This window comes from Brevibacillus sp. DP1.3A, from assembly GCF_013284245.2.
Lineage (GTDB): Bacteria > Bacillota > Bacilli > Brevibacillales > Brevibacillaceae > Brevibacillus.
Map to the genome: position 1 here is coordinate 1,161,212 of NZ_CP085876.1, position 24,545 is coordinate 1,185,756.

22 protein-coding genes are annotated in these 24,545 nt (G+C 48.1%); 18 read left to right on the forward strand and 4 right to left on the reverse strand.

Going from position 1 to position 24,545, the window contains the following annotated elements; genetic code table 11:
* Positions 1–14: 14 nt before the first annotated feature.
* Positions 15–1,889, forward strand: coding sequence for a vWA domain-containing protein (locus HP399_RS05240; RefSeq protein ID WP_173616720.1), 1,875 nt, complete (start codon positions 15–17; stop codon positions 1,887–1,889).
* Positions 1,879–4,728 (forward strand): VWA domain-containing protein, encoded by a 2,850-nt coding sequence (locus HP399_RS05245; RefSeq protein ID WP_173616719.1) that lies wholly within the window; start codon positions 1,879–1,881, stop codon positions 4,726–4,728. Before HP399_RS05240 ends, HP399_RS05245 begins: the two co-directional genes overlap by 11 nt.
* Positions 4,729–4,784: 56 nt before the next feature.
* Here the strand turns inward: HP399_RS05245 and HP399_RS05250 are convergent, their stop codons facing one another.
* On the reverse strand, positions 4,785–6,914 hold the full coding sequence (locus HP399_RS05250; protein WP_173616718.1) for a multicopper oxidase family protein: 2,130 nt from the start codon (positions 6,912–6,914) through the stop codon (positions 4,785–4,787).
* Positions 6,915–7,206: 292 nt separating this feature from the next.
* On the opposite strand from HP399_RS05250, the gene HP399_RS05255 reads away from it, so the two are divergent.
* Both HP399_RS05255 and HP399_RS05260 read left to right on the forward strand, forming a co-directional pair.
* A complete protein-coding gene (locus tag HP399_RS05255; RefSeq protein WP_173616717.1) occupies positions 7,207–7,971 on the forward strand; it encodes a class I SAM-dependent methyltransferase in 765 nt (254 codons plus the stop codon).
* 210 nt (positions 7,972–8,181) lie between these two features.
* Positions 8,182–9,906, forward strand: a complete 1,725-nt coding sequence (locus tag HP399_RS05260) for a methyl-accepting chemotaxis protein (RefSeq protein WP_173616716.1) — start codon at positions 8,182–8,184, stop codon at positions 9,904–9,906.
* 125 nt (positions 9,907–10,031) lie between these two features.
* On the opposite strand, the gene HP399_RS05265 is transcribed toward HP399_RS05260, so the two are convergent.
* Positions 10,032–11,171 carry an ABC transporter permease gene (locus HP399_RS05265; protein ID WP_173616715.1) on the reverse strand — a complete coding sequence of 380 codons (1,140 nt, stop codon included), beginning with the start codon at positions 11,169–11,171 and terminating at the stop codon, positions 10,032–10,034.
* On the reverse strand, positions 11,168–11,911 hold the full coding sequence (locus HP399_RS05270) for an ABC transporter ATP-binding protein (protein ID WP_007723346.1): 744 nt from the start codon (positions 11,909–11,911) through the stop codon (positions 11,168–11,170). Before HP399_RS05270 ends, HP399_RS05265 begins: the two co-directional genes overlap by 4 nt.
* A gap of 218 nt (positions 11,912–12,129) precedes the next feature.
* On the opposite strand from HP399_RS05270, the gene HP399_RS05275 reads away from it, so the two are divergent.
* The 6 genes from HP399_RS05275 to HP399_RS05300 all read left to right on the forward strand — a co-directional run bounded on the left by HP399_RS05275 (position 12,130) and on the right by HP399_RS05300 (position 16,825).
* A complete protein-coding gene (locus tag HP399_RS05275; protein WP_173616714.1) occupies positions 12,130–12,549 on the forward strand; it encodes a hypothetical protein in 420 nt (139 codons plus the stop codon).
* A 109-nt stretch (positions 12,550–12,658) separates the two neighbouring features.
* Positions 12,659–13,303 carry a SurA N-terminal domain-containing protein gene (locus tag HP399_RS05280; RefSeq protein ID WP_173616713.1) on the forward strand — a complete coding sequence of 215 codons (645 nt, stop codon included), beginning with the start codon at positions 12,659–12,661 and terminating at the stop codon, positions 13,301–13,303.
* A gap of 142 nt (positions 13,304–13,445) precedes the next feature.
* The gene (locus tag HP399_RS05285; protein ID WP_173616712.1) at positions 13,446–14,954 is read left to right on the forward strand and encodes a spore germination protein; all 1,509 of its coding nucleotides are present in this window, start codon (positions 13,446–13,448) and stop codon (positions 14,952–14,954) included.
* 35 nt (positions 14,955–14,989) lie between these two features.
* The gene (locus HP399_RS05290) at positions 14,990–16,171 is read left to right on the forward strand and encodes a Ger(x)C family spore germination protein (protein WP_173616711.1); all 1,182 of its coding nucleotides are present in this window, start codon (positions 14,990–14,992) and stop codon (positions 16,169–16,171) included.
* Between the two features lie 28 nt (positions 16,172–16,199).
* Positions 16,200–16,427: a hypothetical protein gene (locus HP399_RS05295; protein WP_173616710.1), complete on the forward strand. Its 228-nt coding sequence runs from the start codon at positions 16,200–16,202 to the stop codon at positions 16,425–16,427.
* A 47-nt stretch (positions 16,428–16,474) separates the two neighbouring features.
* Positions 16,475–16,825: a hypothetical protein gene (locus HP399_RS05300; RefSeq protein WP_173616709.1), complete on the forward strand. Its 351-nt coding sequence runs from the start codon at positions 16,475–16,477 to the stop codon at positions 16,823–16,825.
* A gap of 60 nt (positions 16,826–16,885) precedes the next feature.
* Here HP399_RS05300 and HP399_RS05305 read toward each other — a convergent pair whose 3' ends face one another.
* The gene (locus tag HP399_RS05305) at positions 16,886–17,722 is read right to left on the reverse strand and encodes an oxidoreductase (protein ID WP_173616708.1); all 837 of its coding nucleotides are present in this window, start codon (positions 17,720–17,722) and stop codon (positions 16,886–16,888) included.
* A 336-nt stretch (positions 17,723–18,058) separates the two neighbouring features.
* On the opposite strand from HP399_RS05305, the gene coxB reads away from it, so the two are divergent.
* From coxB to HP399_RS05345, 8 genes are all read left to right on the forward strand, one after another.
* A complete protein-coding gene (gene coxB, locus HP399_RS05310) occupies positions 18,059–19,087 on the forward strand; it encodes a cytochrome c oxidase subunit II (RefSeq protein WP_144619237.1) in 1,029 nt (342 codons plus the stop codon).
* A 71-nt stretch (positions 19,088–19,158) separates the two neighbouring features.
* Complete coding sequence (ctaD, locus tag HP399_RS05315) at positions 19,159–21,003, forward strand: cytochrome c oxidase subunit I (RefSeq protein ID WP_173616707.1); 1,845 nt, start codon at positions 19,159–19,161, stop codon at positions 21,001–21,003.
* Positions 21,003–21,629, forward strand: coding sequence for a cytochrome c oxidase subunit 3 (locus tag HP399_RS05320; protein ID WP_017251582.1), 627 nt, complete (start codon positions 21,003–21,005; stop codon positions 21,627–21,629). Before ctaD ends, HP399_RS05320 begins: the two co-directional genes overlap by 1 nt.
* A gap of 3 nt (positions 21,630–21,632) precedes the next feature.
* Positions 21,633–21,950 (forward strand): cytochrome C oxidase subunit IV family protein, encoded by a 318-nt coding sequence (locus HP399_RS05325; protein ID WP_007723383.1) that lies wholly within the window; start codon positions 21,633–21,635, stop codon positions 21,948–21,950.
* A 536-nt stretch (positions 21,951–22,486) separates the two neighbouring features.
* Positions 22,487–22,786, forward strand: coding sequence for an EthD family reductase (locus HP399_RS05330; protein ID WP_007723387.1), 300 nt, complete (start codon positions 22,487–22,489; stop codon positions 22,784–22,786).
* A 2-nt stretch (positions 22,787–22,788) separates the two neighbouring features.
* On the forward strand, positions 22,789–23,250 hold the full coding sequence (locus HP399_RS05335; protein ID WP_173616706.1) for a PaaI family thioesterase: 462 nt from the start codon (positions 22,789–22,791) through the stop codon (positions 23,248–23,250).
* Between the two features lie 93 nt (positions 23,251–23,343).
* Complete coding sequence (locus HP399_RS05340; protein ID WP_016741459.1) at positions 23,344–23,745, forward strand: PaaI family thioesterase; 402 nt, start codon at positions 23,344–23,346, stop codon at positions 23,743–23,745.
* Complete coding sequence (locus tag HP399_RS05345; protein WP_173616705.1) at positions 23,745–24,530, forward strand: enoyl-CoA hydratase-related protein; 786 nt, start codon at positions 23,745–23,747, stop codon at positions 24,528–24,530. Before HP399_RS05340 ends, HP399_RS05345 begins: the two co-directional genes overlap by 1 nt.
* Positions 24,531–24,545: the final 15 nt, after the last annotated feature.

Below are 24,545 nucleotides of genomic sequence, written 5' to 3' on the forward strand. Positions count from 1 at the left end.
AGGAGAGAGACAACATGCAGTGGATGGGTTTGGGCAACTTGTGGTTTGCGCTGATTATCCCGGCCATCATCGTCCTCTACCTGCTCAAGCGAAAAGTAGAGGATCGTGTCATACCAAGTACACTCCTGTGGCAGCGCACGATGCAAAACTGGGAAGCAGTGAAACCGTGGGAAAGGCTGCGGCGCAACCTGTTGTTGCTACTGCAATTGCTCGCAGCCTGCTTGCTCGTGCTGGCTTTGATCCGACCGGCCGTGCCCACTGAGGGAATCACATCCGACCATACGATTTTGGTCGTGGATACATCAGGGAGCATGATGGCGAAGGAAGGGAACGAGACGCGACTGCAACGAGCCGTTTCACAGGCAAAAGCACTCGTAGAGAAGCTGGGAAGCAGCCAGACGATGACCCTCATCGAGGCAGGGCGTGAGCCGAATGTTTTGGTTTCCAAAAGTGCAGATAAAGAGCCGCTCTTGCAAGCCATCGAAAAGCTTGCGCCTTTTTCTGGGACATCCGATCAAATCGCAGCCTTGTCATTAGCGGGAGCTATTGCAGAGAATGAGCCAGGCAGTGGAGTGGTTTGGATGGGGGATGGAAGCGGGGAACGCAAGCTGGATGGAGGCTCAGTCCCTGCTTTTTCTGGGAGTTTTCAGTTCATACAGATGGGGAGCACCCGCGAGAATACCGCAATCGGTGTTTTTGTGACTCAGCCTACGGAAAAAGGGGTAGAGGGACTGCTGCGGGTGGACAATCACGGTAGTATGCCTGCGAAAGGAAAAGTCACTGTTTTTGATGAGCAAGACAAGCTGCTGGATACGGATTCTTTTGCGATTGGAGCAGGTAGCTCTCAGACATTTTCGTTTCAGAAGCTGGCGGTGTCTAGCGTTTATCGTGCAGTCATCGAACCGGAGCAGGACGGCCTTTCTCAGGATAATGTCATGTGGAGTGTTCCATTCGCTACAGGGAAAGGAAAAGCAGCGTTGTATTCGCCAGAGGGGAACCGTTTCCTCCATCAAGTATTGCAGACAGTCGGAAGTCTTGAGGTGGAAACAATTCAGCAGGCACCAGATGCTGCGGAGGCTGCGCGTGATCTGTGGGTTTTTGACGGAGTCGTGCCAGACCAGCTACCAAAAGGAAACATTTTGTTGATTGCTCCGAACAAGAAAACAGGGTGGTTGCCGCTTGCTGGAGAAAAAGAACTGGATCAACAGCCAAGGCCAGTTTCCCTGGATGACCCGCTGCTCAAGCATGTAGATTGGCGGGATGTGCACGTCGCCAAAGGATACGTATTGGACGAGATGCCTGGCATGAAGCCATTGGTACGTGCAGGCGATGTCGATCTGGTCAGAGCCGGAATCATAGACGGTCGACGAATGGTTATCATCGGATTTGATTTGCATGCATCGGACTTTCCGCTGCGTCCTGCATTTCCGATTTTCATGCAAAATGTCGTCAACTGGCTGTCACCTGGTCAAACAGCCCCAATCCCCACAGCACATCCGGGAGAGGTCTTGACTATCCCACTCTCACCAGGAGCGACGACACGTACCTTGACGTATCCGAATGGACACCAGCAGTCTCTTACGGAGAATGCCACGTCGAAAACGATGCAGCTACCGGAGTTGACCGGATTGTATCGTCTTGACGAAGGGGTAGATACAGGGACAAAAAGTACGTATTTTACTGTCCAAATGAATGAGGAAGAATCGAATATTACACCAAAGTCTGTGAGCGTTGCCCGGAAGAATACCGAAGAACAAAAGGAGAGTGAGGAAGCAACAGCGACTGACACAACAGGAGCACTGGGAACAAAGGAGTTGACCTATTGGTTGGCGGCATTTGCTCTCTTGGTGTTATTGGTGGAATGGAGGGTGTATCAGCGTGGGTATTAACTTTATACAGCCGCTATTCCTGTTGCTATTGCTTCCCGTTGCGTACGTCATCATCAGCTGGTGGCGACATCAACAGCAAATGCCAATCGGCAGAAAAGCGACAATTGCAACCATTCGCTCGCTCTTGTTCCTCCTTCTCGTTTTGGCGTTGGCAGGGACACAGCTGCTGACACCTGTTCAGGCGAAAACGATTGTGTTTGTTGTAGATCGATCCGCTTCCATGAAGGACGATCCGCGTGTTCTCTCTTTTTTGCGCGAGGCGATCGGGCAAAAGCAAGCAGCAGATAAGTATGCTGTCATTGCAGTAGGTGCAGAGGCAGCAGTCGATCAACCGTTGACGATACGCCAAGAGGTACAGCCCCTGGGCGTGGATGTCAACCGGAATGCAACCAATTTGGCAGAAGGAATCCGATTGGCGTCTGCCATGATCCCTACCAATGCCAGAGGAAAAGTCGTCTTGCTGACAGATGGTCTGGAAACAAACGGAGATGCGGCACGGCAGACGAGACTGGCGAGGGAGCGAGGAATCGCTGTAGAGGCTGTTTCCTTGCAGCAACCAAACGGGGATGAGGTCGTTCTTACATCTGTACAGGTACCGCAAAGACTGTATGCGGGAGAGGAATACGGCATTACCGTTGATGTGGAGAGTACGATAGCGACCGAGGCAACCCTACGCCTGTATGAAGGCAATCGCGAGGCGGGCCAGCAAACAGTACAGATCGGCAAGGGCAACAACCGCTTCGTTTTTTCACAAAAAGCGATGCAGCAAGGTTTCCATCGCTATCGTGTGGAAATCGAGCCGCGACAAGATACTGTAGCGGCGAACAATCAGGCTACAGCCTATACACAGGTAGCCGGGGCACCAGTCGTACTCGTAGCCGAAGGGCATCCAGGTGCCGCTAGCAACCTCATTCAAGCGCTGGAGGCGGGCAATATCAAGGTGGAGCTGCGCGATCTCGCACTGCTGCCAAAGGAGCTTGAGGGCTACAAGCAATTTGCCTCCATCGTACTGGCAGATGTGCCCGCTACCAGCATGACTGATGCGGATATGGAACGCATGAGGACCGCTGTACGTGATTTGGGCATTGGTTTGATCATGACAGGCGGTAAAGATAGCTTTGGTATGGGTGGCTGGTTCCAGACACCAATCGAAGAGGCATTACCTGTTCACATGGATTTAAAAGGGAAGGAACAGCTCCCTTCGCTCGGACTTCAGCTGGTCATCGACAAGTCGGGTAGTATGAGCTCCGATGCCAGAGGTGCGGATAAGATGGCACTTGCTAGGGAAGCCGCGATTCGAGCGACAACCATGATGAATGCACAGGATTACATCGGAGTGATCGCATTTGACGATGCTCCATGGGATGTCGTAGCTCCACAGTCTGTCACGAAGCTGGATGAAATCCAACAGCAGATCAGCAGAATCCAAGCCGATGGTGGGACCGATATTTTCCCTGCCTTACAGCTGGGCTACGAACGTGTAAAGGCGATGAACACGCAGCGTAAGCACGTTATCTTGCTCACAGATGGGCAGTCTGCGCTCGACGACGATTACGAGGGCCTGCTACAACAAATGACGGCTGAAAATATTACCGTTTCAACAGTGGCGCTGGGTGATGATTCGGACAGATCGCTGCTGGAGATGATTGCCGAGTTAGGAAAAGGCAGATATTACTTTGCCAACGATGCCGAATCCATCCCGAAAATCTTCAGTAAAGAAACAGCATTAGCCAGTCGCACGTTTATTGTGGAGAAGCCCCAAGTACCAGGCTATACAGGGGTGGGAGCTTGGCCTACGCTGAAGCAGACATTGCCTCCGGTGCGTGCGTATATAGCAACGACACCAAAGCAAACAGCAGAATCATCCTTGATGAGTGCTGACGATGATCCGATTCTCACCCGCTGGCAGTACGGTCTGGGGCGTTCTGTCGCCTGGACGAGTGATCTGGAAGGGAAGTGGTCACCGGACTGGGTGGCTTGGGGAGGAAACAGCCGTCTGTGGAATGAAATCGTGGCATGGTCTTTCCCACAAATTACAGAAGGCGCTTGGAAGACGACCACGAGCGTGAACGGCGCAAAAGGCAATGTGAGGGTTACGATGCCAGCTGGTGGAAGCATGCCCCAAGAGATGGAGGCAGTCGTTCTCAATCAAGAGATGAAGCGAGAGGTCATCAAGCTTAAGCCGGTTGCGCCAGGCGTCATGGAAGGCGCATTCGAGACGGCTGATCCGGGCACTTACATGATTCAGATCTCACAAAAAAACCAAGGTCGAGTCATGGCGAGCCAAACGACAGGATTAACCGTCTCCTATTCACCGGAATACGGAATACATGCCGATGGAGAGAAAGAACTTCAAGAGTGGCTAAGTGCCGGTGGAGGGAATCAGATCACCAAACCGGAAGAGGCTTTTGGCGGCACGCTTCCTGATAAATGGGACACACAGTCAATCAGTGAGTGGTTGCTGATGTTGGCGGTTTTGCTGCTGCCGATCGATATCGCCGTTCGCCGTCTGCAGTTACCGGATCAATGGTGGGCAAGGCTATCTAGTTTATGGAGATTGCGCAAGTCCACGTCTGCTGATTCTGAACAACAGGCTGTATTGTCTCGCCTCGGCGAGAAGCGCTCTGCGACAAGACGGACACGCGAAGAGCGGACAGATGACCAGAAAGTCGTATCTGCTCCCCTTATTCATTCGGTAGGGGCGGCTGGAAATCGGGTGAAGCCAGCAGCAGTCAAGAACGAGCAGGCAAAAGAGAAGCAGGAGAAGCAAACACAGGCGCAGCCTGACGAAACACTAAACAGACTATTGGCGGCGAAGAACCGGAAAAAGTCTCAGTAACAGATAAAAAGAAAACAGCAGCCTGGCGAAAATCGCTACGGACTGCTGTTTTCTTTTTAGAGATGCTCTTCATACACGAGCGGGATTGCTATACCAAAAGCAGTTTCACCTTTAGTTAGGCTCTCTTCCATTGATGCACGAGGATTATTCGCGCGGAAAGCAACTTCATAGGTTTCACCTGGCGCTACCTGGAGAGTGTCCGTCCACCATGGACTTCCTGTAACCTTTTTGCCATCCCGACTCAAGATGAGCATGTGATGACCGTGCAGATACATCGATTGATCCTGGAAGCTGCGGTTTACGAAAGTCAGCTTTATGAGATCACCCTCTTCCATCATCATCCGTGTCTCGGGAAGCAAGTCGCCATTTACGGTCGACAAACGCTCGAATTTACCGTCATAAAATCCGTACTGACCATCAATGAGCAGTTGATATTCCCGATCAAAATGGGAAGAGAGATCAAAAGGAAGCGCAATCGGACTGCCATAACGTGCAGGGTCAAAGACAGAAAGCTCTGCATCTAAAAAGGGCACAGTATCTTCGGACCCGTCTGGACTTAAGAGCAGCCCTTTGTCATGCTGGTTTGCAGCGGGAGCAAATAGCACAGGACGATTAGGCATCGTAAACTGAATGTCGTATCGACCGCCTGCCCCCGGATGCAAGGCTTGATTGGCAATCAAATTCGGTTCGTTTACCTCGGTTCCGTCAATCGCTACTACCTGAAAAGGAGTTCCTTGTAGCAAATAGGTGACAGGAGCATTTTCGGCGTTTATAAAGCGAAGGCGAACCGTTGTGCCAGGAGCAATCGTTTCGATTTTTCGTGTATGTGAGCCGTTTAACGTTGCGCCTGCCTTTTCGTCCTTGTGATGAATCATGGCGATGTCGCGAATAGGTACGCCTGTAGTCGTAGCCTCGGCTGGCTCGATCACAAGGGCGCCGAACAGCCCGTTCACTACTTGCTCAGGAATTTGCTGATGAGAATGATACCAATACGTTCCTGTTTGTTCTGCGCGAAAACGATAAACAGATTTTTCTCCTTTTGCAATGCGATCATAGCTTGCGGGAGTCTGCATGCCGTGCCAGTGGATGTCTAACCCTTCGGAAATATCCTTGTTCAGAAGGATGATTTCGACGAGCTCACCTTGCTTCATACGCAGCTCAGGTCCGGGATATTGTCCATTCAAGGTCCATGCTTCTACGGTTTTTCCTGATGCTTGACGGATAGTTGTTTTCTGTGCGTTCAGCGAAAACGTTCGATCAGGGGGTTCTTGTTTTAGTTCTGTTGGTCCATCGACACTTCTACGTTTCCCTGTGGAAGGCATCGAATGGGCACTTGCCTTTACAGGGAAAACGAAATCGGGGAGAGCGTGATCGTCCTGATTCTGACCTCCCAAAGGTGAATGATCGGGAAGACGACTCGCTATCATCGCTTGATTTCCCCAGATCGTCGCAAGTAAAGCAGTCATCAGGAAAAACGCGGCAAAACGGATAAAGTGGTGCAGGCGGCGTGGTTTTACCCAATTCTCCGCAGTGGAGTGGTATTGATGCTTCCACGATTGCCGAATCCAGAGCAGGGAAACCCCGGCTAATAATACGCCCCAAGCGAGAAACAAAATGGACGGTTCCAGCGTAACAGCCGGAAAAAAGACTTGAAGGAAGAGTGCAATCAGACAGCCCAAGACGCTTGCTTGCAGCGGAACGAGCAATTCGGGGCAAGATGCGTCTCCTCGCCACTCTGCATCTAATGCGTCGTCTAGATCCGGCGAGTTTGCTTTTGCAGACCTAACATTTTTCTCTTGTAACAAAATGCGGGTATAGTCCGTATCTACTTGTGACTGCCTTGACTCTCTGCCGCCTTTCCCGGTCAACTCCCACAATCGTGGAAAAGTAGAGAGAAGGCAAAAGAGCGATGGAACAAAAATAAAAGGTAAAAAGCCAAGCAACGTATCCTTTATGTAAAGCCAACCAAAGGATTCAAACAAAACCCACGTCATCACCAAATGCCCCGCAAATACAAAAAGGGCCGACCATGAAAAACATAAAGTGATGCGAGCACTGCTTATGAAAGCCCGTTTCGTTGGACGGAAAACGAGCTGGTTTGCCATGATTGTCGGGACCAGCATGACGATGAGAAGGACCAGAAACAATCCTTGATGAATCCCGGCAAGCACTTCAAAATCAGCCATGATCAGTTCCTCCTGTTTACTAGTTCAATACTAATGATATAGAGAAACGGCTGAGTACCAAACGTACCGAGGCAGTATTTTCACTCCGCCTTAAGTCGGAGAAGTGCACTTGATCTATATACAGGATATACGTTACAATTTTGGTATTATTTTTCGGCTTATCAGAATATTGGGAAGGGGACTTTTTCTCATGTCCTTTGATTTTGTACAAACATAACAACGCGCTCGAGCTCCTCCTGCCTCGTCTGGTTTGAAGGCGAACAGACTGGTATAAACGAGAGGAGAAGCAGAGATGGAAAATAAGGATTGGATCAAAAGCTTTCAAGAGGAAGTGGAGGCACCATTCGCTGGGTGGGATTTTGCCAGATTGACTACGACAGGCAGGATGCAGGATGCACCACTTGGCTGGAACTACGTCAATATCGTGAAAAAGAACATGCTTGGGATTCGCTCTATGCTGGAAATGGGAACAGGTGGTGGAGAATTGTTTTCTACGCTTGCGCCGTTCCCCGTGGAGACGTATGCGACAGAAGGCTATGCGCCGAATGTAGCGGTGGCAAAAGCCAATCTGGAGCCCTTAGGTGTTCGTGTGTTTCCGGTAGACGGGGAAGAAATATTGCCTTTTGGAGATCAGTCACTCGACTTGATTATCAATCGACATGAAGCTTATTTGCCTTCTGAAATGAAGCGCCTGTTGAAGCCAGGGGGCACATTTGTTACCCAGCAAGTAGGCGGTCAAGACAATCTCGACCTGAATCGATTGCTGGGCGCTCCGATTCCGCCAGACTACCTACACTGGAATCTGGCCTATGCAGTGAACGAACTGGAGGAAGCCGGTCTTACGATTGTGGAGCAAAGAGAGGAAATGAGCTTTTCGCGTTTCTATGACATAGGTGCCATTGTTTACTACTTGAAGGCTATCGAATGGCAGATTCGCGACTTTACCGTAGAAAAGTACGCCGATGCCTTGCTCGATCTGCACCAGAAAATCGGAGCGGTTGGGTATATCGATATTCCTACCCATCGATTTCTCCTGATTGCCCAACAAAAGTCCTAATTAAATCACTACCGATTGTCGATAAGACTGGTAGGGAGTGTTTAGGAAAAGCACCCTTTTTGGGTGCTTTTTTTATCGAGTAACACCGTGTGAGAACAGCAATGCTGATCCTTTTACGAAAAGGCAAACCCTCCCGCAACAATGCGTCCGCTCCCAGGTGGGTGGTTCGCAGTACACATATCGTAACCGGCGAAGGAGAAGTGAAACAGGATGAGTAAGAGCTTGGCAACACGGGTCGTTGCTCTTGTAGCGGTGATCATTGCCGTCATGATGGCAATCAATATTATCATGATTTACGAAAACAGCGTAGCTACTGTTGAAAAGACACTCTCGCGGTCAAGCATCAACACAGCATTGCATATCTCCCAAGGGCTTGACTCAGAGAAGATAGCGAAATTTATATCTCAGCCACAAGAAACCGACGACTATTGGACTATCCGAAATACGTTGCTTGAGTACACCGAAAAAACAGGTGCCCTTTATATTTATATTCTTCATACAGACGGTGAAAAGGTAAAGATTATGGTGGATGGAACGGCGAAAGGAGCAGAGGGAGCATCTACAATCGGTCAAGAGACGACCTCTACTGGCATGGCTGATATTGCTCCTGCTCTAGAAGGCGGATCGAACAGTACACCAATCGTCAAAGACCCTGTGTTCGGGGACTACCTAAGTGCATTCGCGCCGATTGAAGATCCATCTGGTCAAGTGATTGCGGTGCTAGGTGTGGATACTGCGGCAGACAAAGTGGAGCTGATTAATGATCAGGTTTTGGATGAAACCATGCCACGTATCATTATCGCTATGATTGTCGTAACGATTATTGCTTTGGTTGCTGTATTCTTCTTGATCAAGAAGATGTTGCGTCCACTGCAAGTTGTACAAGAGGCGTCTATGCGCATTGCTTCTGGTGATCTCACGTCTACAGAGATTTCTGTTTCCAACAAAAAAGATGAGATTGGCCGAATTGTCGTTGCTTTTGGTGAGATGACGACACAGCTGCGTCAAATCATTGGCGGAGTAAAAGAAACAACCGAGCATATCGACAGCATGGCGAATTCCATTCGGGAAGGTGCCAACTCTGTCCGCGAGCAAAACAAAAATATCGTGGTTACCAGCCAAGAGATTGCGCAAGGGAATGAGCAGACAGCAACTGCGATGGAGATGACGGTGCAAACGGTTCAAGAATTCTTGAGCGAGCTGTCTGAATTGAATACGGCGATTGACGAGATGGATGCAGTATCCAATCAGGTGTCCGATATCGGAGAGAGCAGCTACAAAGTATTGCAAGAGTTTTTGGCAGATGGAACAGAGACGAACAAACAATTTCATGAAGTGCAAAATACAATGGAGATTCTCGAAGAAAAATCGAGCCGAATTAACGACGTGATTGAAACGATTCAGCAAATCGCCGGACAAACCAATCTGTTGGCGTTGAATGCAGCCATCGAGAGTGCGCGTGCTGGAGAAGCGGGCAGAGGCTTCGCGGTGGTAGCGGGAGAAGTTCGCAAGCTGGCTGAACAGACGGGTGCGGCAACGCACGTCATTCAGGAGAGCATCAAAGACATTCAAGATCAGGTAAGACAAGCTACGGAAAAGACAAATGCGACGCTGGATCGCTACAATGCGGGTACAGAGCGTTTGGATTCCGTTACACAAGGTATTACGGCTCTGTCTGACATGACGCATACGTTGAAGACGTCGCTTTCGAATGTCATAGCAAGTGTAGAGACGATGAAGCAAGGTCAGAACAAGGTGAATGAATCTGTGTTGACGGTTACTGCCATCTCGGAACAAACAGCAGCGGCTACCGAAGAAGTATCTGCTACGATGCATGAGGTGAGTGGAAACGTTGATCAGTTCGTGTCTGAAACGGAGCAGGTGACAGACAGCATTCAGGAGCTGCGCAGCAAGGTGGACACGTTCCGATTGTAGACAAATTGCTTTATCTATAAATGAAAAAACAGCGCTTCTACTGGCAGGATGATGCCGAGAAGAGCTGTTTTTTTTGTGGCTATAGTGGAGGGAAGAAGCGGCTTTTGATAAAAAGCATTCTTTAACTACAATAGCCCAATGAGCACAAGCACTACACCGTGCAACCCCAACAGAACCATACGCAACCAGCTAAAAGCCTGTCTCATATGACTATCCCGAATCGGAAAGATCGAATAACCACTGCGCTTTTGCTGGTGGCGCCAGATGCTGCCGATTTGGCTGGCTGTCATGAAGAGAAAGAGCAGGCCAGCAATGACTTTTGCATACGGACTGGGCAATATGAGAACGACGAAGCCTGACAGCAGGATGAGTCTCAAATAAATGCCCGCAAAGTCACCAGAGCGAATAAATTTTTTGGTAAACAAATGACGTCCTGCTGTTGATTGACGGTAAGGCAGCAGCTTCGTCAGGGTAATGAGCCATGAGCGTGACTTCACCTGGTGCTGCATGGCAGGGACATCCCTGAAGTTGTTCACGAACTGATAAAAGCGGTGACGCAAGCCACTTTCGATGACCAGCAGGCGATACCATTGTATGGAATGTTTTTTCTTATAGGTCAACATTTGCGAATGGAGCCAGATCAAGAGCGCAGCGCAGATCAGAGCACCAAATGGGAGAATACCCACGCGTAAGAATTGTCCTTCACTCAATACCCAAGCGAGGAGGATGTACGAAAAGACAAATCGAGCGAGCGTATAGAATCCAATCTTCTTCTGATCAGGCAAACGCAAGAACGTCCAACTGCTGTAAATATTCCAGCCCTTCAAGAGCAGGGGAATGCACCAATAAACCCACAGCTGCACGCCTTGTGCACCTACGACCTCTGTATACATAGGCATGAGCAGGAGTAGGACGATAAACACCACCATGCTCTGAATAGCAAAATTGTAGACGAGCGCCTTCCGGAAATAGTGATCCAGCCTTACTTCGTGCGGAGTCAAAAAAAGCAAATCCGCTTCCAGCAAAAACGTGCGCAGGGGGCTTCTCACAACGACAATAGCAATCACGAGAGCCATGGCATACGGCAAAGGGAACCAAGGCGGGATCATGGCGATGATACTGCGGTAGTAGAAGGCGAGCAACCCCATCAAAAAGATCGCGACGAACATCAGGCCGCCATTGGCCATGTACTGGGCATACCGAATAAATTCTACTGAAAAGGTATGGAACCGTTTGCGAAATAATTGATCTACGTCTATTTTCACTGGCCGTCATCCTCTACGATATGCAAGTATATGTCGTCCAAGGAGCTATCTGGGAGCCCTGTAATACGACGAAGCTCCTCTAGCGTTCCTTGGGCTCTAATCTCGCCTTTGTGCAAAATGATGAATCGGTCACAATGCTTTTCGGCAGTGGCCAAAATATGTGTGGACATCAGAATGCCTGCCCCTTGCTCCTTGCAACGGTTCAACCACGTGAGAAGAGAACGAATCCCCAGAGGGTCCAGACCCAGGATCGGTTCATCCACGATGTACAGAGGCGGTTGTACGAGCAACGCCATCATGATCATGAGCTTTTGTCTCATGCCTTTGGAAAACTGCTGGGGAAATCGGTCTTTCATTTCTTCCATGCGGAATTCTTTTAAGAGAGGACGTGCTCGTTCATAAAAAACTTCCTGGTCCAGCCCATGGCTCATCGCCATTAACTCGATGTGCTCCCACAGCGTAAGCTCTTCGTAATAAATGGGAGACTCGGGGATATACCCGTAAGACAAACGATAGTTTTCGGGGTCTGATTGAAAGGTTTTCCCCGCAATGCTGATTTCACCTGCGATTGGTTCCAAGAGACCTAAAATATGCTTGATTGTGGTGCTTTTGCCTGCGCCATTCAGCCCGATTAGCGCTACAATCTCTTTTTCGCGTATGTGAAAGGAGACGTCTTTGATTACAGCGTGGTTGTAAGAGTACCCGCCCGTTACCCCTTTTACCTCCAACAAGGTTGTCATGGTATCCTCCTTTATGAATAAACGGTCTTGTCCCCGTTTATTTGAAAGAAATGCTAGATAGTCTTCCATCTATTTTAGCTGAATTCAGGATTTGGAAATACATTTGTTTGCCGCCTTTTTTTACACGAGACTGAACAAAGAGGGATAACCGTACAAGCAAGGCTCCTCTCCGCTACATAAACAAGTAGCATAAAGGACGGACGGGGGAGGTGGAATCTATGACAGCGGGACCGTATGAAAATCAGAAAGATATAGATCAGCATATCCAACGCATCTATTTAAAATTAGACAAATTCGATGAACGAATCGATCAGCTTGAGGGACAAATGATAGTAGTCACGAAATGGTTGGAACGAATTGAACACCGATTGGGACGCATGGAGGATGTGCGTTATGATGTACTGCAAGTGTTGAACAAACTGCAGACTGAGTTTGAAATGAAAGTAGAGAAAACGGAAAAAGACAAAGATATCATCTTGCAATTGCTAAATAACGATAATCGGGACAAAGAATCACTCGCTCAGTTTATGGAAGTAGAAAAAGACCGGAAACAAGAACGCTTTTTACAGGTTTGGGCAGTTTTAGGTCCTGTCATCGCCTCCGTTCTCTCCTCTTTTTTTACCCGATTTTTTATGTAGCGCATAATATGTTTAGAATGTGGAAAAGTTGTGTAATACGCTTTCCATTTTTCTACCATAACTTCTTTCTATACTTGGAGGGCAGATTATAGAAAGAGAGGATATCCAAGTGAAGAAGTTTGATCTTTCCATGCTTTCGGTTGCCATATTATTAACGGGGTTAGCTGTTTTAGGTTTTTATCAATCATGGGCAAAAGGCAATGACCCTGTATTGGTAACGGCTGGCGATACCTCCATTACACAAAATCAGCTTTACGGTGAAATGAAGAAAATGTACGGAAAAACAATGATACATGAACTTGTTGCGGAAGCGTTAATCAAGCAGGAAGCCAAGGCGCAAAACGCCGCGGTGACGCAAGAAGATATGGATAAAGAGATTGATTCGATGAAACAACAGGTAGGTTCACCTGAGGCATTCCAAAACTACTTGAAGAGTATGGGAATGACCGAGGCCCAGCTTCGGGATAAGTTGAGCGTGCTCATGACACGGGATAAGTTGTTGGATAAAGCATTCCCGGTTACCGAGGAGCAAATCAAAACCTACTACGATACAAATAAAGAACAGCTGGGGTCACCAGCACCTGAGTTTGATAAAGTCAAAGATCAGATCAAGTTGATGCTGACTGACCAAAATCGTAGTCAGAACTACGGTACCTGGTTAAATACGCTTCAGGAAAAACATAAAGTAGAATGGCACGACCCGTCCTTTGACGATGCACCTGTGCCAGGTGATGTACAAACACCTGCTCCATAGTGTAGAACATATACCAAAAGACCTTGTCCTCTTAAATGAGTGCGAGGTCTTTTTCTGTGAAAACGGACAGGAACGTTTTGTTTAGTAATGGGAGCAATCGGAGAAACTGTGTTCATAATTGCCGATGTGAGGAGCAATCCGAATGGCTCAGATTGGTTGCAGCTTAGACGACAACGTTCACTATATTAAAGAATCGCTCGGATACAGCAATGACATTGTGATTCGAGAGGTAGTCCTAAATAGCCTAGAACCCGTTCGGGCAGCTGTCTTGTATGCGGATGGCATGGTTGATTCGTATATGGTACAAGCCGTATTAATCGATAGTCTCTTATACAAGGCGCGTTTGAAGGAATGGGAAGGGATACGCGAGGAGGAGTTCGTTCCCTTTTTAAAAGAATCGGTCCTGACCGTTGGGGATATGGGGGATTTATTCGACTTTCCCACCTTGTTTACAGCGTTGCTGTCCGGCTGTGTCATCATTCTCATAGATGGCTGCTCGCAAGGAATTCATATTGGTTTGCAGGAGTGGAAGGATAGAGGAGTCACTGAGCCGTCATCGCAAACAGTCATTCGTGGACCGCGGGAGAGCTTCACGGAGACACTTCGTACGAATATTACGTTGCTGCGGAGACGGATTTCCAGTGAAAAGCTATGGTTTGAATTGAACAGAATTGGCGAGGAAACCAAGACAGAAGTCGCGGTTGTGTATATGAAAGGGATTGTAGAAGAGGGGGTTGTAGAAGAAGTACGCAATAGACTGGATCGAATCAGCATCGATGGCATTATGGAAAGCGGAATGATTGAGGAGTTGATCCAGGACGAAGCTTACACGCCTTTCCCCACCATCGCTAACTCGGAGCGCCCGGATGTAGTGGCCGCGAATCTATTAGAGGGACGCGTAGCGATTCTTGTAGATGGGACTCCCTTTGTTTTGACCGTGCCCTCTCTTTTTGTTGAGTTTTTTCATTCAGCGGAAGACTACTATCAGCGCTTTGATTTTAGTACGTTGATTCGCATGCTGCGGTTTGCCTGCTTTTTAATCGCGTTGCTTGCTCCCTCCCTCTATATCGCCATTACGACCTTCCATCAAGAGATGCTCCCGACACAGTTGCTAATTAGCTTGGCGGCACAGCGAGAAGGAGTGCCCTTTCCAGCCTTTATTGAGGCGATCATGATGGAAGTGGCTTTTGAGATATTGCGAGAGGCTGGAATCCGCATGCCGCGTGCAGTAGGTCAAGCCATTTCCATCGTGGGAACATTGGTCATCGGACAAGCAGCGGTGGAAGCGGGGATTGTTTCGGCCGCGATGGTTATTGTGGTCTCGATTACCGCAATATCCAGCTTTATTTTCCCAGCGAGCAACATGTCGATTACCGTGAGGATTCTTCGTTTTCCTCTGATGGTTCTGGCTGCTTCTTTTGGCATATACGGGGTTATTGTAGGGATGCTTGCGTTAGTGCTGCATTTATGCAGTCTGCGCTCATTTGGCGTACCGTATATGGAATCGTTTGCCCCGTTTTCCTTGAAAGAGCAAAGAGACACGATCCTTCGCTTGCCTCGCTGGGCCTTGGACAAACGGCCTGAATCGATTACCAAAAACAATTTGCGTCGCCAATCTAAAGGGATAAAGCCATTACCGCCCCAGAAGTAAGCGGCTTTTCACAGCATGTAAAGGAGTGGGCACCAGTGAAAGGGATAAAAGTTCTTCTCTGCATCGTGCTCGTTATTATCCTAGCTGGTTGTTGGGATCGAAAAGAACTAAACGATTTGGCGATTGCTGTCGGGATCGGTATTGATAAAGTGCAAGGAGGCTATCAAGTTTCCGTTCAAGTTGTAGACCCGGCAGAGGTCGCGGCCAACAAAGGGAAGCCTGGACGGGCGCCCGTTACGCTCTTTACCATGAACGCTCCGACCATCTTTGAGGCTGTGCGTAAAATGACTACGGTATCTCCGCGTAAAATATATATGGCGCACACCAGGATGCTTATATTTGGCGAGGAGGTGGCCAGGGAAGGGATCTCTCCAATCACTGATTTTGTCTCACGCGACCATGAGTTTCGAACTGATTTTTATATCGCCGTAGCTAGAGGAACAACGGCCCGCAATATCTTGAAAGTGATCACACCGCTTGAACAAATTCCTTCCACAGAAATGTTTGCTTCTTTGGATACATCTTCCAAAGTATGGGCGCCTACCGCAGCAGTTACGATGGATCAATTGATTACCGACTTTACCAGCAAGGGAAAGCAAGCTGTATTGACAGGTATCCGCACGGCTGGGCCAGGAAGTGAGGGAGACGAACGAAAAAATGTTGAAGAAATAGATACACCTGTCCTGCTTCAATACACGACATTGGCTACTTTCCGGGGGGATAAGCTGATCACCTGGCTGAGTGAAGCGGACAGCAAAGCGTATAGTTACATTACGGGCAAAGTAAAAAGCACGGTTGGAAGCATGCCTTGCAAGGGGGGAGGACTCTTGACGATGGAAGTCATGCACGCCGACGCCAAAATCGAGGCTACTATGAAAAATGGTGCGCCTGAAATCATCGTTCACATCGGTTTGGAAAATGACATTGGGGAAGTGCAATGCAAGCTAGATCTGACAGAGAAGAATACGATCAAGGAGCTGGAAAAAGAGTCGGAAAAATCAATGGAAGCATTGGCGACAAAAGCAATTGCCAATGCCAAGAAAAATGGCCTAGACATCTATGGATTCGGAGAAGCGATCCATCGAAAATACCCGAAGGTATGGAAGAAGATAGCGAGCAAATGGGAAAAGGAATTTACCAAGCTACCTGTACATGTCATAGCTGATGTGAAAATCAGACGTTTAGGAACCATCAATAATGCCTTTGATGAAAAGTGATTTTGTAACAGGATCAGGGGGAGTCTGCATGTCGACATTTGCTGTCATCGTTGTATCCATCATCGTTTGTGCATACGAGCTGCCCCGATTGATGCGGAAGCGGCAACGCAAAGAGATCGCTGTCTTTCTCGGGTTGCTTGTCATCAGTGTTGGCTTGTACGCAGGAGCGGAAAAAGGGGTTGTCCCCAATCCTGTTTATTGGATGGAAATGGTTTACAAGCCGGTATACGACGGAGTCATGACATGGCTGAAGTAAACAAGGGGCATACTGAGTACACCCCCAGTAAAGGAGAGTAAATAGACGTGGACGGTCTTTTGATGAAGCTGCTCGTTAGTCCGGTGTTGGTCGTTTTGGCAGATGCTCTCTTTCCAGAAGTGAATTTCGCAAATCTATATCAGTCTGTCGGAGTCGGATTTGTCTTGGCAGTCGCCGGATATTTTTTGGATAGGGCGATTCTTACATCAGGGAGTCTTTGGCTGACGACCATGTTTGACTTGATTATCGGCTTTTTGATCGTTTATGGAAGCATTGTATTTTTGCCGACGGCTCAAATCGCTGCAATCGGGGCCGGTTTTGTTGCGATATTTTTTGGCGTAGCGGAATATATCCAACATGTTTGGCTGATATGCACAGGACGAACGGAAAGTGTATAGTGTTTAATGTGCAAACACACTCCTTACAGGGGTGTGTTCTTTTATGCATAAAACAAAACATCACGATCGCTTTGTCACGATTCGCTCAATCCATGACCACGGAAGCCAATTTTTTGCGGCGATCGTGAGCGCCACGCCTCGGCCAACCGGGTAGCGGAATCGCGGCTTGGGAGTGGTGGCCGCATGGACAATCGTCGAGATGACTGCGTCGGGTGCAGGTGCCTTTTCTATGATCGCTTCTACGTGATGCATCAGTTGTTTCATTTGGGTGGCGTAAGGGGAGGCTTCATCAAGCGGTTGGTCTTGCATTCCTTTCTCCCAGATTGCTGTACGAAAGGAGCCGGGCTCAACAAGGACGACTTGAACGTGAAAGGGTAGCATTTCAAGACGAAGCGATTCACTGAAGCCTTCAACTGCATGCTTGGATGCGGCATACGGCGAGAGACCGGGGAATCCAAATCGCCCACTGATGCTGCTTACGTTAATAATTCGTCCAGATTGTTGCTGGCGCATATATGGCAAGACTGCCCGAGTGACGTCGATCAGTCCGAACACATTTACATCAAACTGCTTGCGCCATTCCTCAGAAGTAACTTCCTCAGCAAAGCCACCCAACGCGTAGCCGGCATTGTTCACCAACAGATCAATACGCCCATGCTTTGCAATGATGGAGGAGATCGCATCCTGAATTTGTTCCGGAAGCGTAACATCAAGGGAAATGACTTCCAGATGATCAGGATCTATGTGCAAGCATGCTAATTTGTCAAGAGGGTCTCTTTTTGCTAGATCACGCATAGCAGCAATTACCTGAAAACCAGCCTTGACTAAAGCGACTGATGCGTGCTTACCAAAGCCACTTGAGGCACCAGTGACTAGTGCAATTGGTCTTTTTTGCATGGAATTCTCCTTTAGATTGGGTAATATGGTATAATTTAACTGCAAAGTTCACAAATTTGTTCATAAATTTGTTAACAAAATCATAACAAATAGCCTTTGTATTAAGGAAAATTTATGTATACTTAAATGGTTACCACGCTTGGGTAGAAGTGTGCAACACTGCCCCTTACTTTCCTGTTTGTTTTTGGAATAGCTGCTAATACTTTTCCTGTTTGGGCATTATAGTTGTGGAAAGTATTGAATGCGATTTCTTAATGCAGATAGAAAAGTTCGAAAACTTCTAGTTGTAGGCGTGGCTAGAACGTTACCAACACGAAGAAAGAGGGGTTCATTGGTATGAAGGGTTGGCAACAGTATTGGCGTCAGTTTTCCCTGTTTGCTCTGCTGGCGCTAGTGTTAACCGGGTGCGGCAAAGATGAGCTCTCAGCGCTCAAGCCCTCTGGTCCGGTAGCTGCGATGCAGTTTGACCTGATGAAGCTGTCCTCCGCTATCATGATCGGCGTCTTCATTGTCGTTATGGCGATCTTTACGTACGTCCTTATCCGTTATCGTAAGCGTCCCGGACAGCAAGGCATTCCTAAGCAGGTCGAAGGAAATCATGCACTTGAAATTCTTTGGACGGTAATTCCATTCTTGCTCCTCATCATCATGGCGATTCCAACTGTTACTACCGGTTTCGCACTGCACAAGGAGTATCCAAAAGAGGAAGCAGTTCAAGTAAAGGTTACCGCTCACCAATTCTGGTGGGAATTCGAGTATCCTGATCTTGGAGTAGCGACTGCTCAAGACTTGGTATTGCCAGTTGGCAAAAAGGTTCAATTCGTACTATCAGCGTCTGATGTTAAGCACGCATTCTGGATTCCTGCATTGGGCGGTAAAATCGATACGAACCCAGGGCAAGAAAACAAATTGTGGCTGCAAGCAGACAAAACAGGCATTTACTACGGTAAATGTGCGGAGCTCTGTGGAGCGTCCCATGCCTTGATGGACTTCAAGGTAGAAGTAAAGGAACAAGCAGATTTTGACACTTGGGTAGCTAACATGAAGGGCGTTCAGGCAAAAGAACCTGTAACGGCAACTTCTCCACTGGCTGCAGAAGGTCAACAAATCTTCGATAAGAGCTGTTTGGGATGTCACGCTGTGGCAGGTAAAGGCGGTAAGATGGGTCCAAACCTGACGAACTTTGCAGATCGCGAACGTGTAGCAGGTATCAAAGCACATACGCCTCAAAACATTGCAGAGTGGCTGAAAGATCCGCAAAAAATGAAGCCGGGCAACAAAATGCCTAACCTCAATCTCGAAGAAAACCAAGTGAAAGCGCTTGTAGAGTACATGGAGACATTGAGCGTAAGCGAGAAAAAGTAAAGTAAAGCCTCATAAAACTTATTGCATTGACAATCGTCATAGGCAGTGACGCTTAAAAAGGAGGTAAACCCGTGTCTGCACATGCTTCTCATGCACCAAATCGCTCGGGGCTGTGGGATTATCTTACGACAGTGGACCATAAGAAGATTGCGATCCTGTATTTGATTGCTGGTGGAATTTTCTTCTTGGCCGGTGGTTTGGAAGCCCTGCTGATTCGTTTGCAGTTGATGTACCCAGAAATTGAATTAGTTGGTGCCAAGACTTTTAACGAATTAATTACAATGCACGGCACTACGATGATTTTCTTGGCGGTTATGCCGATCATTTTTGCTTTGATGAACGCGATTGTTCCCCTTCAAATTGGTGCACGCGACGTAGCATTCCCGTTTGTTAACGCACTCGGATTCTGGCTATTCTTCTTCGGGGGAGTGCTACTGAACACAAGCTGGTTCTTGGGTGGCGCACCTGATGCTGGTTGGACATCGTATACAACTTTGGCTTTGAATCAATACAGTGGAATCGGCGTAGACTTCTACGTACTCGGTTTGCAAATTGCCGGTCTAGGAACGCTGATTGGTGGTATTAACTTCTTGGTTACCATCATCAACATGCGTGCTCCAGGTATGACATTCATGCGTATGCCAATGTTCACCTGGTCGTCCTTTATTACATCCGGTTTGATCCTCTTCGCATTCCCTGCGATTACGGTTGGTTTGGTTCTGTTGATGTTTGACCGTTTGTTCGGCGGAAACTTTTTCAACCCTGACGCAGGTGGTAACGTTGTTATCTGGGAGCACTTGTTCTGGATCTTCGGTCACCCCGAAGTATACATTTTGATTCTCCCAGCATTCGGTATCATTTCTGAAGTGGTTTCTACATTCTCAAGAAAGCGTCTGTTTGGTTACAGCTCCATGGTATTTGCAACTGCGCTGATCGGTTTCTTGGGCTTCATGGTGTGGGCTCACCACATGTTCACAACAGGTTTGGGCGCAATTGCCAACACGCTGTTTGGACTTGCAACCATGTTGATTGCTGTTCCTACAGGTATCAAAATCTTTAACTGGCTGTTGACTATGTGGGGCGGCCAAATCCGCTTCCCTACCGCAAACCTGTTTGCAGTAGGATTTATCCCAACATTTACAATCGGTGGTATGACAGGGGTTATGCTTGCGGTTCCGCCGGCTGACTACCAATACCATGACAGTTATTTCGTGGTAGCTCACTTCCACTACGTTATCGTAGGGGGTCTCGTATTCGGTCTCTTCGCAGGTCTTTACTACTGGTGGCCGAAAATGTTTGGTAAAATGCTGAACGAAACAATCGGTAAATGGAACTTCTGGACGTTCTTCATTGGTTTCCACCTTACCTTCTTCCCGCAACACTTCCTGGGTCTGATGGGGATGCCGCGTCGCGTCTTTACATACCTCAAAGATCAGAACCTGGATATGGGGAACTTTATCAGTACGATTGGTGCATTTGGTATGACGATCGGTACCATCCTATTCTTGATCAACGTAGTCGTTGCAGCGAAAAGCTCCAAACGCGCTCCTGCAGATCCATGGGATGGACGTTCACTCGAATGGGCGATTCCTTCGCCGCCGCCGGAGTACAACTTCGTTCAAACGCCTCTCGTTCGCGGTTTGGATGCGTTGTGGGTGGAGAAAATGGCTGGTAACAAAGGCATGACGCCTGCGGAGCCTATTGGCGACATTCACATGCCATCGCCATCGTTCTTGCCATTCCTGATGTCTCTCGGATTGTTCGTGGCAGGCTATGGCTTTATCTACCACAACTATGTGGTCGTAGTCATTGGATTGCTCTTAACACTGGGCTGCATGTTTACCCGTTCTGTGAAAGACGATCCAGGGTATCACATTCATGAAGATGAACTCGAAGAGAAAGGGGTTAAGGCTTAATGGCTAACCATCACGCGCATGCAGTATTGCCTGACGAACCGGAAAAAGCCACCCTTGAAGGCAAGAATAAGGTTCTTGGCTTCTGGCTCTTCCTCGGTGGGGAGACAGTTCTCTTCGGTTCCTTGTTTGCAACATTTATCGCTCTTCGTGATCAGGCAAATGGCGGACCAACATCCCAATCGTTGTTTGACATGAATCTCGTTGCCGTGGCAACACTTCTCTTGCTTACCAGCTCGATGACAAGTGTTATGGCTACACTGGCTCTGCACAAGAAAGACCTGAAGAAGATTCAGCTTTGGCTGACCATCACTGTATTGCTCGGTCTCGGCTTCCTTGCTTTGGAGATTTACGAGTTTGTACACTATGTGAATGAAGGACTGAAAATGTCAACGAGTGCATTCTCGTCTGCCTTCTACACATTGGTTGGATTCCACGGAGCTCACGTAGCGTTCGGGATTAGCTGGATCATTCTTTTGCAAGTATCTGCGACGAAAAAGGGCCTGACGGTAGTAACTGCACCGAAGTTCTATCTGGCATGTCTGTACTGGCACTTTATCGACGTTGTATGGGTATTCATCTTTACCGTGGTATATCTCATGGGTATGATCGGTGGAAAGGTGGGATAATCTATGGGAGCACAAGCTCATAATGAAGAGGTACGCAAGCCGAAAGTCAAACACGAGGGTCCGAAAAGACACCTAGTTGCTTTCATCGGATCTCTCGTATTGACTGCACTGGCGTTCATTGCAGTGGCGTATGAAGCAATTCCATCAGGTTTTACCGTACCATTCATCGTTGCTTTGGCCTTCGTTCAAGCGTTCTTCCAACTGTATGTTTGGATGCACATGGATCAAAAAGGTCATGAGTTTGCACGTATCAGTATTTTTGCAGGGTTATTCGTAATCCTGTTGGCGATTTTCGTCTTTATTTTCTGGGTTTGGATCTAGGAAGTGGAGCGAATAGAAGAGGACAGACATTGGGTCTGTCCTCTTTTTTTGCGTTTGATTTTATGAGTGGCTGTGTGGGAGGGGAAGAAGCGAATTTCCAGTCTACGCTTCGGCCTACGCCCCGCAAGGGGAGATTCACTGTCCGCTCCGGAAAAAATGGCGGGAGCGCTTCAAACGTAGAAGTTTCGAGGATGTTTTTCATAAGTGAAGCTGAAATTCCCCGCCATTTTTTCCGGAGCTAGGTCGGGCTCCAGAGGCGCTTGGACTGGAAATTCGCTTCTTCCCACGTGGCAGGGCTACCCCCGACACAAAAGCTGGAAGACTCCCATCGAAGCATATTCTGTCAGCCTTTTCTCAGTCATAAACATGAAGAGAAGGAGGAAAAACGATTCGGCAGAGTTTTCTTGCTTTTTGAAAAATACTTGCACCTGTCACAAAGGCTTTATATAATAAAAATATTAACATGCGTTAAAATAACGTTATATGAATTAGTCGTCACACACTGCAACTATAATCTAAGGAAAGCAGGGATCATGATGGTGAAATTGGTAGCAATTTATCGCAAGCCCGAAGATATCGATGCTTTTGACAAGCATTATTTCGAGGTACATGGCCCATTGGCAGAAAAAATGCCTGGCTTAATCAAAATGGAAGTAAGCAAAATCTACGGAACACCAATGGGAGAATCCGACCTGCATCTGATGGCAGAAATGTACTTTGAATCAAAAGAAGCTTTGATGGAAGCGTTGTCATCCCCAGAAGGTCGCGCAGCAGGAAAAGACCTCCGTGGCTTCGCTGGACCAATTGTGTCCATGCATTTTGCAGAAGTAGTTTAATCATGACCACGAAAAGATTGATAGACGAACAAGCGCTCCATCAGAAGCATTACGATGAGATTTGTGAAAAGCTAAAGCAAGATCCATTTGCGCAATTTTTGGGCATCAAGCTGATTGAGCTGGGAGAAGGAACGGCGACTGCGGAAGTCACAGTTGCCGAGCATATGCTGAATGCGCACGGCACTGCTCATGGCGCAATCATCTTCTCCCTGGCAGACTTTGTTTTTGCAGCGGCCTGTAATTCCTATGGCAAAACGTCTGTGGCACTGTCGATGAATATCGGATTTTTGGCTGCTGCCATGAAAGGGAATCGCTTGGTGGCAACAGCGACAGAAGAGAAGAAAAACAATCGCACAGCCTGGTATCGCATCCGCGTAGAAACGGAGCATGGCTTGGTAGCGACACTGGATGCATTAGCTTATCGGAAAAGTGATTACTTCGTCGAAATCGACGAAAATGAATAACTGACAGCGAAAATAAAACGGAGAAAGGATGCCAAAAGCCACGTGCTTAGGCTCCTTTCACTGTTTCAAGACGATACGAGAAAGGGGGCAAAGATGTCAGTGGAGATCCGTAATCGATTCAACCACTACCTGGGCATAGAAGTTGTGCACCGAGATGAACAGGGCTGTAAGGTAGCACTGAAAATTCGCCCCGAGCTGTTCAATAGCATCGAAGGTGTCGTACACGGAGGCGTTACGGCGACATTAGCCGATGTGGCAATGGGGCATGGGGCAGCACCTCATGTGGATGGTGTACAGCAATGTGTGACGGTGGAGAGCAAGATTCAATACCTGCATCCTGCTCGCGGTGAGGTACTCGAGGCACAATCCCATGTATTGAAACAAGGAAAAAGCTTGATCGTGATGGAAGCACGCGTGACTTGTGATGGCAAGCTTGTGGCTTTTGCTACCGGCACGTATGCGCGGGTTAACCCGCCTGCACAAGGAGGACGTTGATGATGGAAGAGAGCGTTCGCTTTGAACGTGAAGGACATATAGGATTAATTACGCTGAATCGTCCAGATGAGCTGAATGCGCTGAACTACGATACATTGGAGCGCCTGGGAAGCTTGATTGAGCAGGTGCGTCTGGATGCAAAAGAGATTCGCGTGGTCATCGTGAAGGCAGAAGGGCGAGCATTTAGTGCAGGGGCAGATTTGAAGGAGCGCCGTACACTGACGGAACAGCAGGTACGCCGCAATGTCCGCAAAATCCGCGATGTATTTACTGCGTTGGAGAGGCTTCCGCAGCCGACGATTGCCATGATTAACGGATTTGCTTTTGGCGGGGGTTTTGAGCTGGCGCTGGCCTGTGATTTCCGCTATGCAGTTGCAGATGCCAAAATGGGTCTGACAGAGGTGAGCTTGGGCATCATTCCTGGGGCGGGTGGTACGCAGCGGTTGTCTCGCTTGATCGGACCTTCCAAGGCAAAAGAGCTGATCCTGACTGCCCGACGCATCCAAGCACAGGAAGCGTATCAAATCGGTTTCGTAAATGCTGTTGCAAAAGATACAGAGGAGCTGCGTGAGCTGGCAATGGGGTTGGCGAACGAGATTTTGGCAAATGCTCCGCTGGCGGTTTATCAGGCAAAATCAGCCATTGATCGCGGAAGCAGTGTTGATTTGCAGACAGGTCTAGATATCGAAACCATGTGCTATGAAGTGATTATTCCCACGACAGATCGTCTGGAAGCATTGGAAGCCTTCCGCGAAAAGCGAAAACCAGTTTTTAAGGGTGAGTAATATTTTCAAGCAAGT

Coding starts and splice junctions, on each gene's coding strand:
- HP399_RS05240 (WP_173616720.1), top strand. CDS start 15: ATGCAGTGGATGGGTTTGGGCAACTTGTGGTTTGCGCTGATTATCCCG.
- HP399_RS05250 (WP_173616718.1), bottom strand. CDS start 6,914: ATGGCTGATTTTGAAGTGCTTGCCGGGATTCATCAAGGATTGTTTCTG.
- HP399_RS05255 (WP_173616717.1), top strand. CDS start 7,207: ATGGAAAATAAGGATTGGATCAAAAGCTTTCAAGAGGAAGTGGAGGCA.
- HP399_RS05260 (WP_173616716.1), top strand. CDS start 8,182: ATGAGTAAGAGCTTGGCAACACGGGTCGTTGCTCTTGTAGCGGTGATC.
- HP399_RS05270 (WP_007723346.1), bottom strand. CDS start 11,911: ATGACAACCTTGTTGGAGGTAAAAGGGGTAACGGGCGGGTACTCTTAC.
- HP399_RS05275 (WP_173616714.1), top strand. CDS start 12,130: ATGACAGCGGGACCGTATGAAAATCAGAAAGATATAGATCAGCATATC.
- HP399_RS05285 (WP_173616712.1), top strand. CDS start 13,446: ATGGCTCAGATTGGTTGCAGCTTAGACGACAACGTTCACTATATTAAA.
- HP399_RS05295 (WP_173616710.1), top strand. CDS start 16,200: ATGTCGACATTTGCTGTCATCGTTGTATCCATCATCGTTTGTGCATAC.
- HP399_RS05305 (WP_173616708.1), bottom strand. CDS start 17,722: ATGCAAAAAAGACCAATTGCACTAGTCACTGGTGCCTCAAGTGGCTTT.
- coxB (WP_144619237.1), top strand. CDS start 18,059: ATGAAGGGTTGGCAACAGTATTGGCGTCAGTTTTCCCTGTTTGCTCTG.
- HP399_RS05320 (WP_017251582.1), top strand. CDS start 21,003: ATGGCTAACCATCACGCGCATGCAGTATTGCCTGACGAACCGGAAAAA.
- HP399_RS05325 (WP_007723383.1), top strand. CDS start 21,633: ATGGGAGCACAAGCTCATAATGAAGAGGTACGCAAGCCGAAAGTCAAA.
- HP399_RS05330 (WP_007723387.1), top strand. CDS start 22,487: ATGGTGAAATTGGTAGCAATTTATCGCAAGCCCGAAGATATCGATGCT.
- HP399_RS05335 (WP_173616706.1), top strand. CDS start 22,789: ATGACCACGAAAAGATTGATAGACGAACAAGCGCTCCATCAGAAGCAT.
- HP399_RS05340 (WP_016741459.1), top strand. CDS start 23,344: ATGTCAGTGGAGATCCGTAATCGATTCAACCACTACCTGGGCATAGAA.
- HP399_RS05345 (WP_173616705.1), top strand. CDS start 23,745: ATGATGGAAGAGAGCGTTCGCTTTGAACGTGAAGGACATATAGGATTA.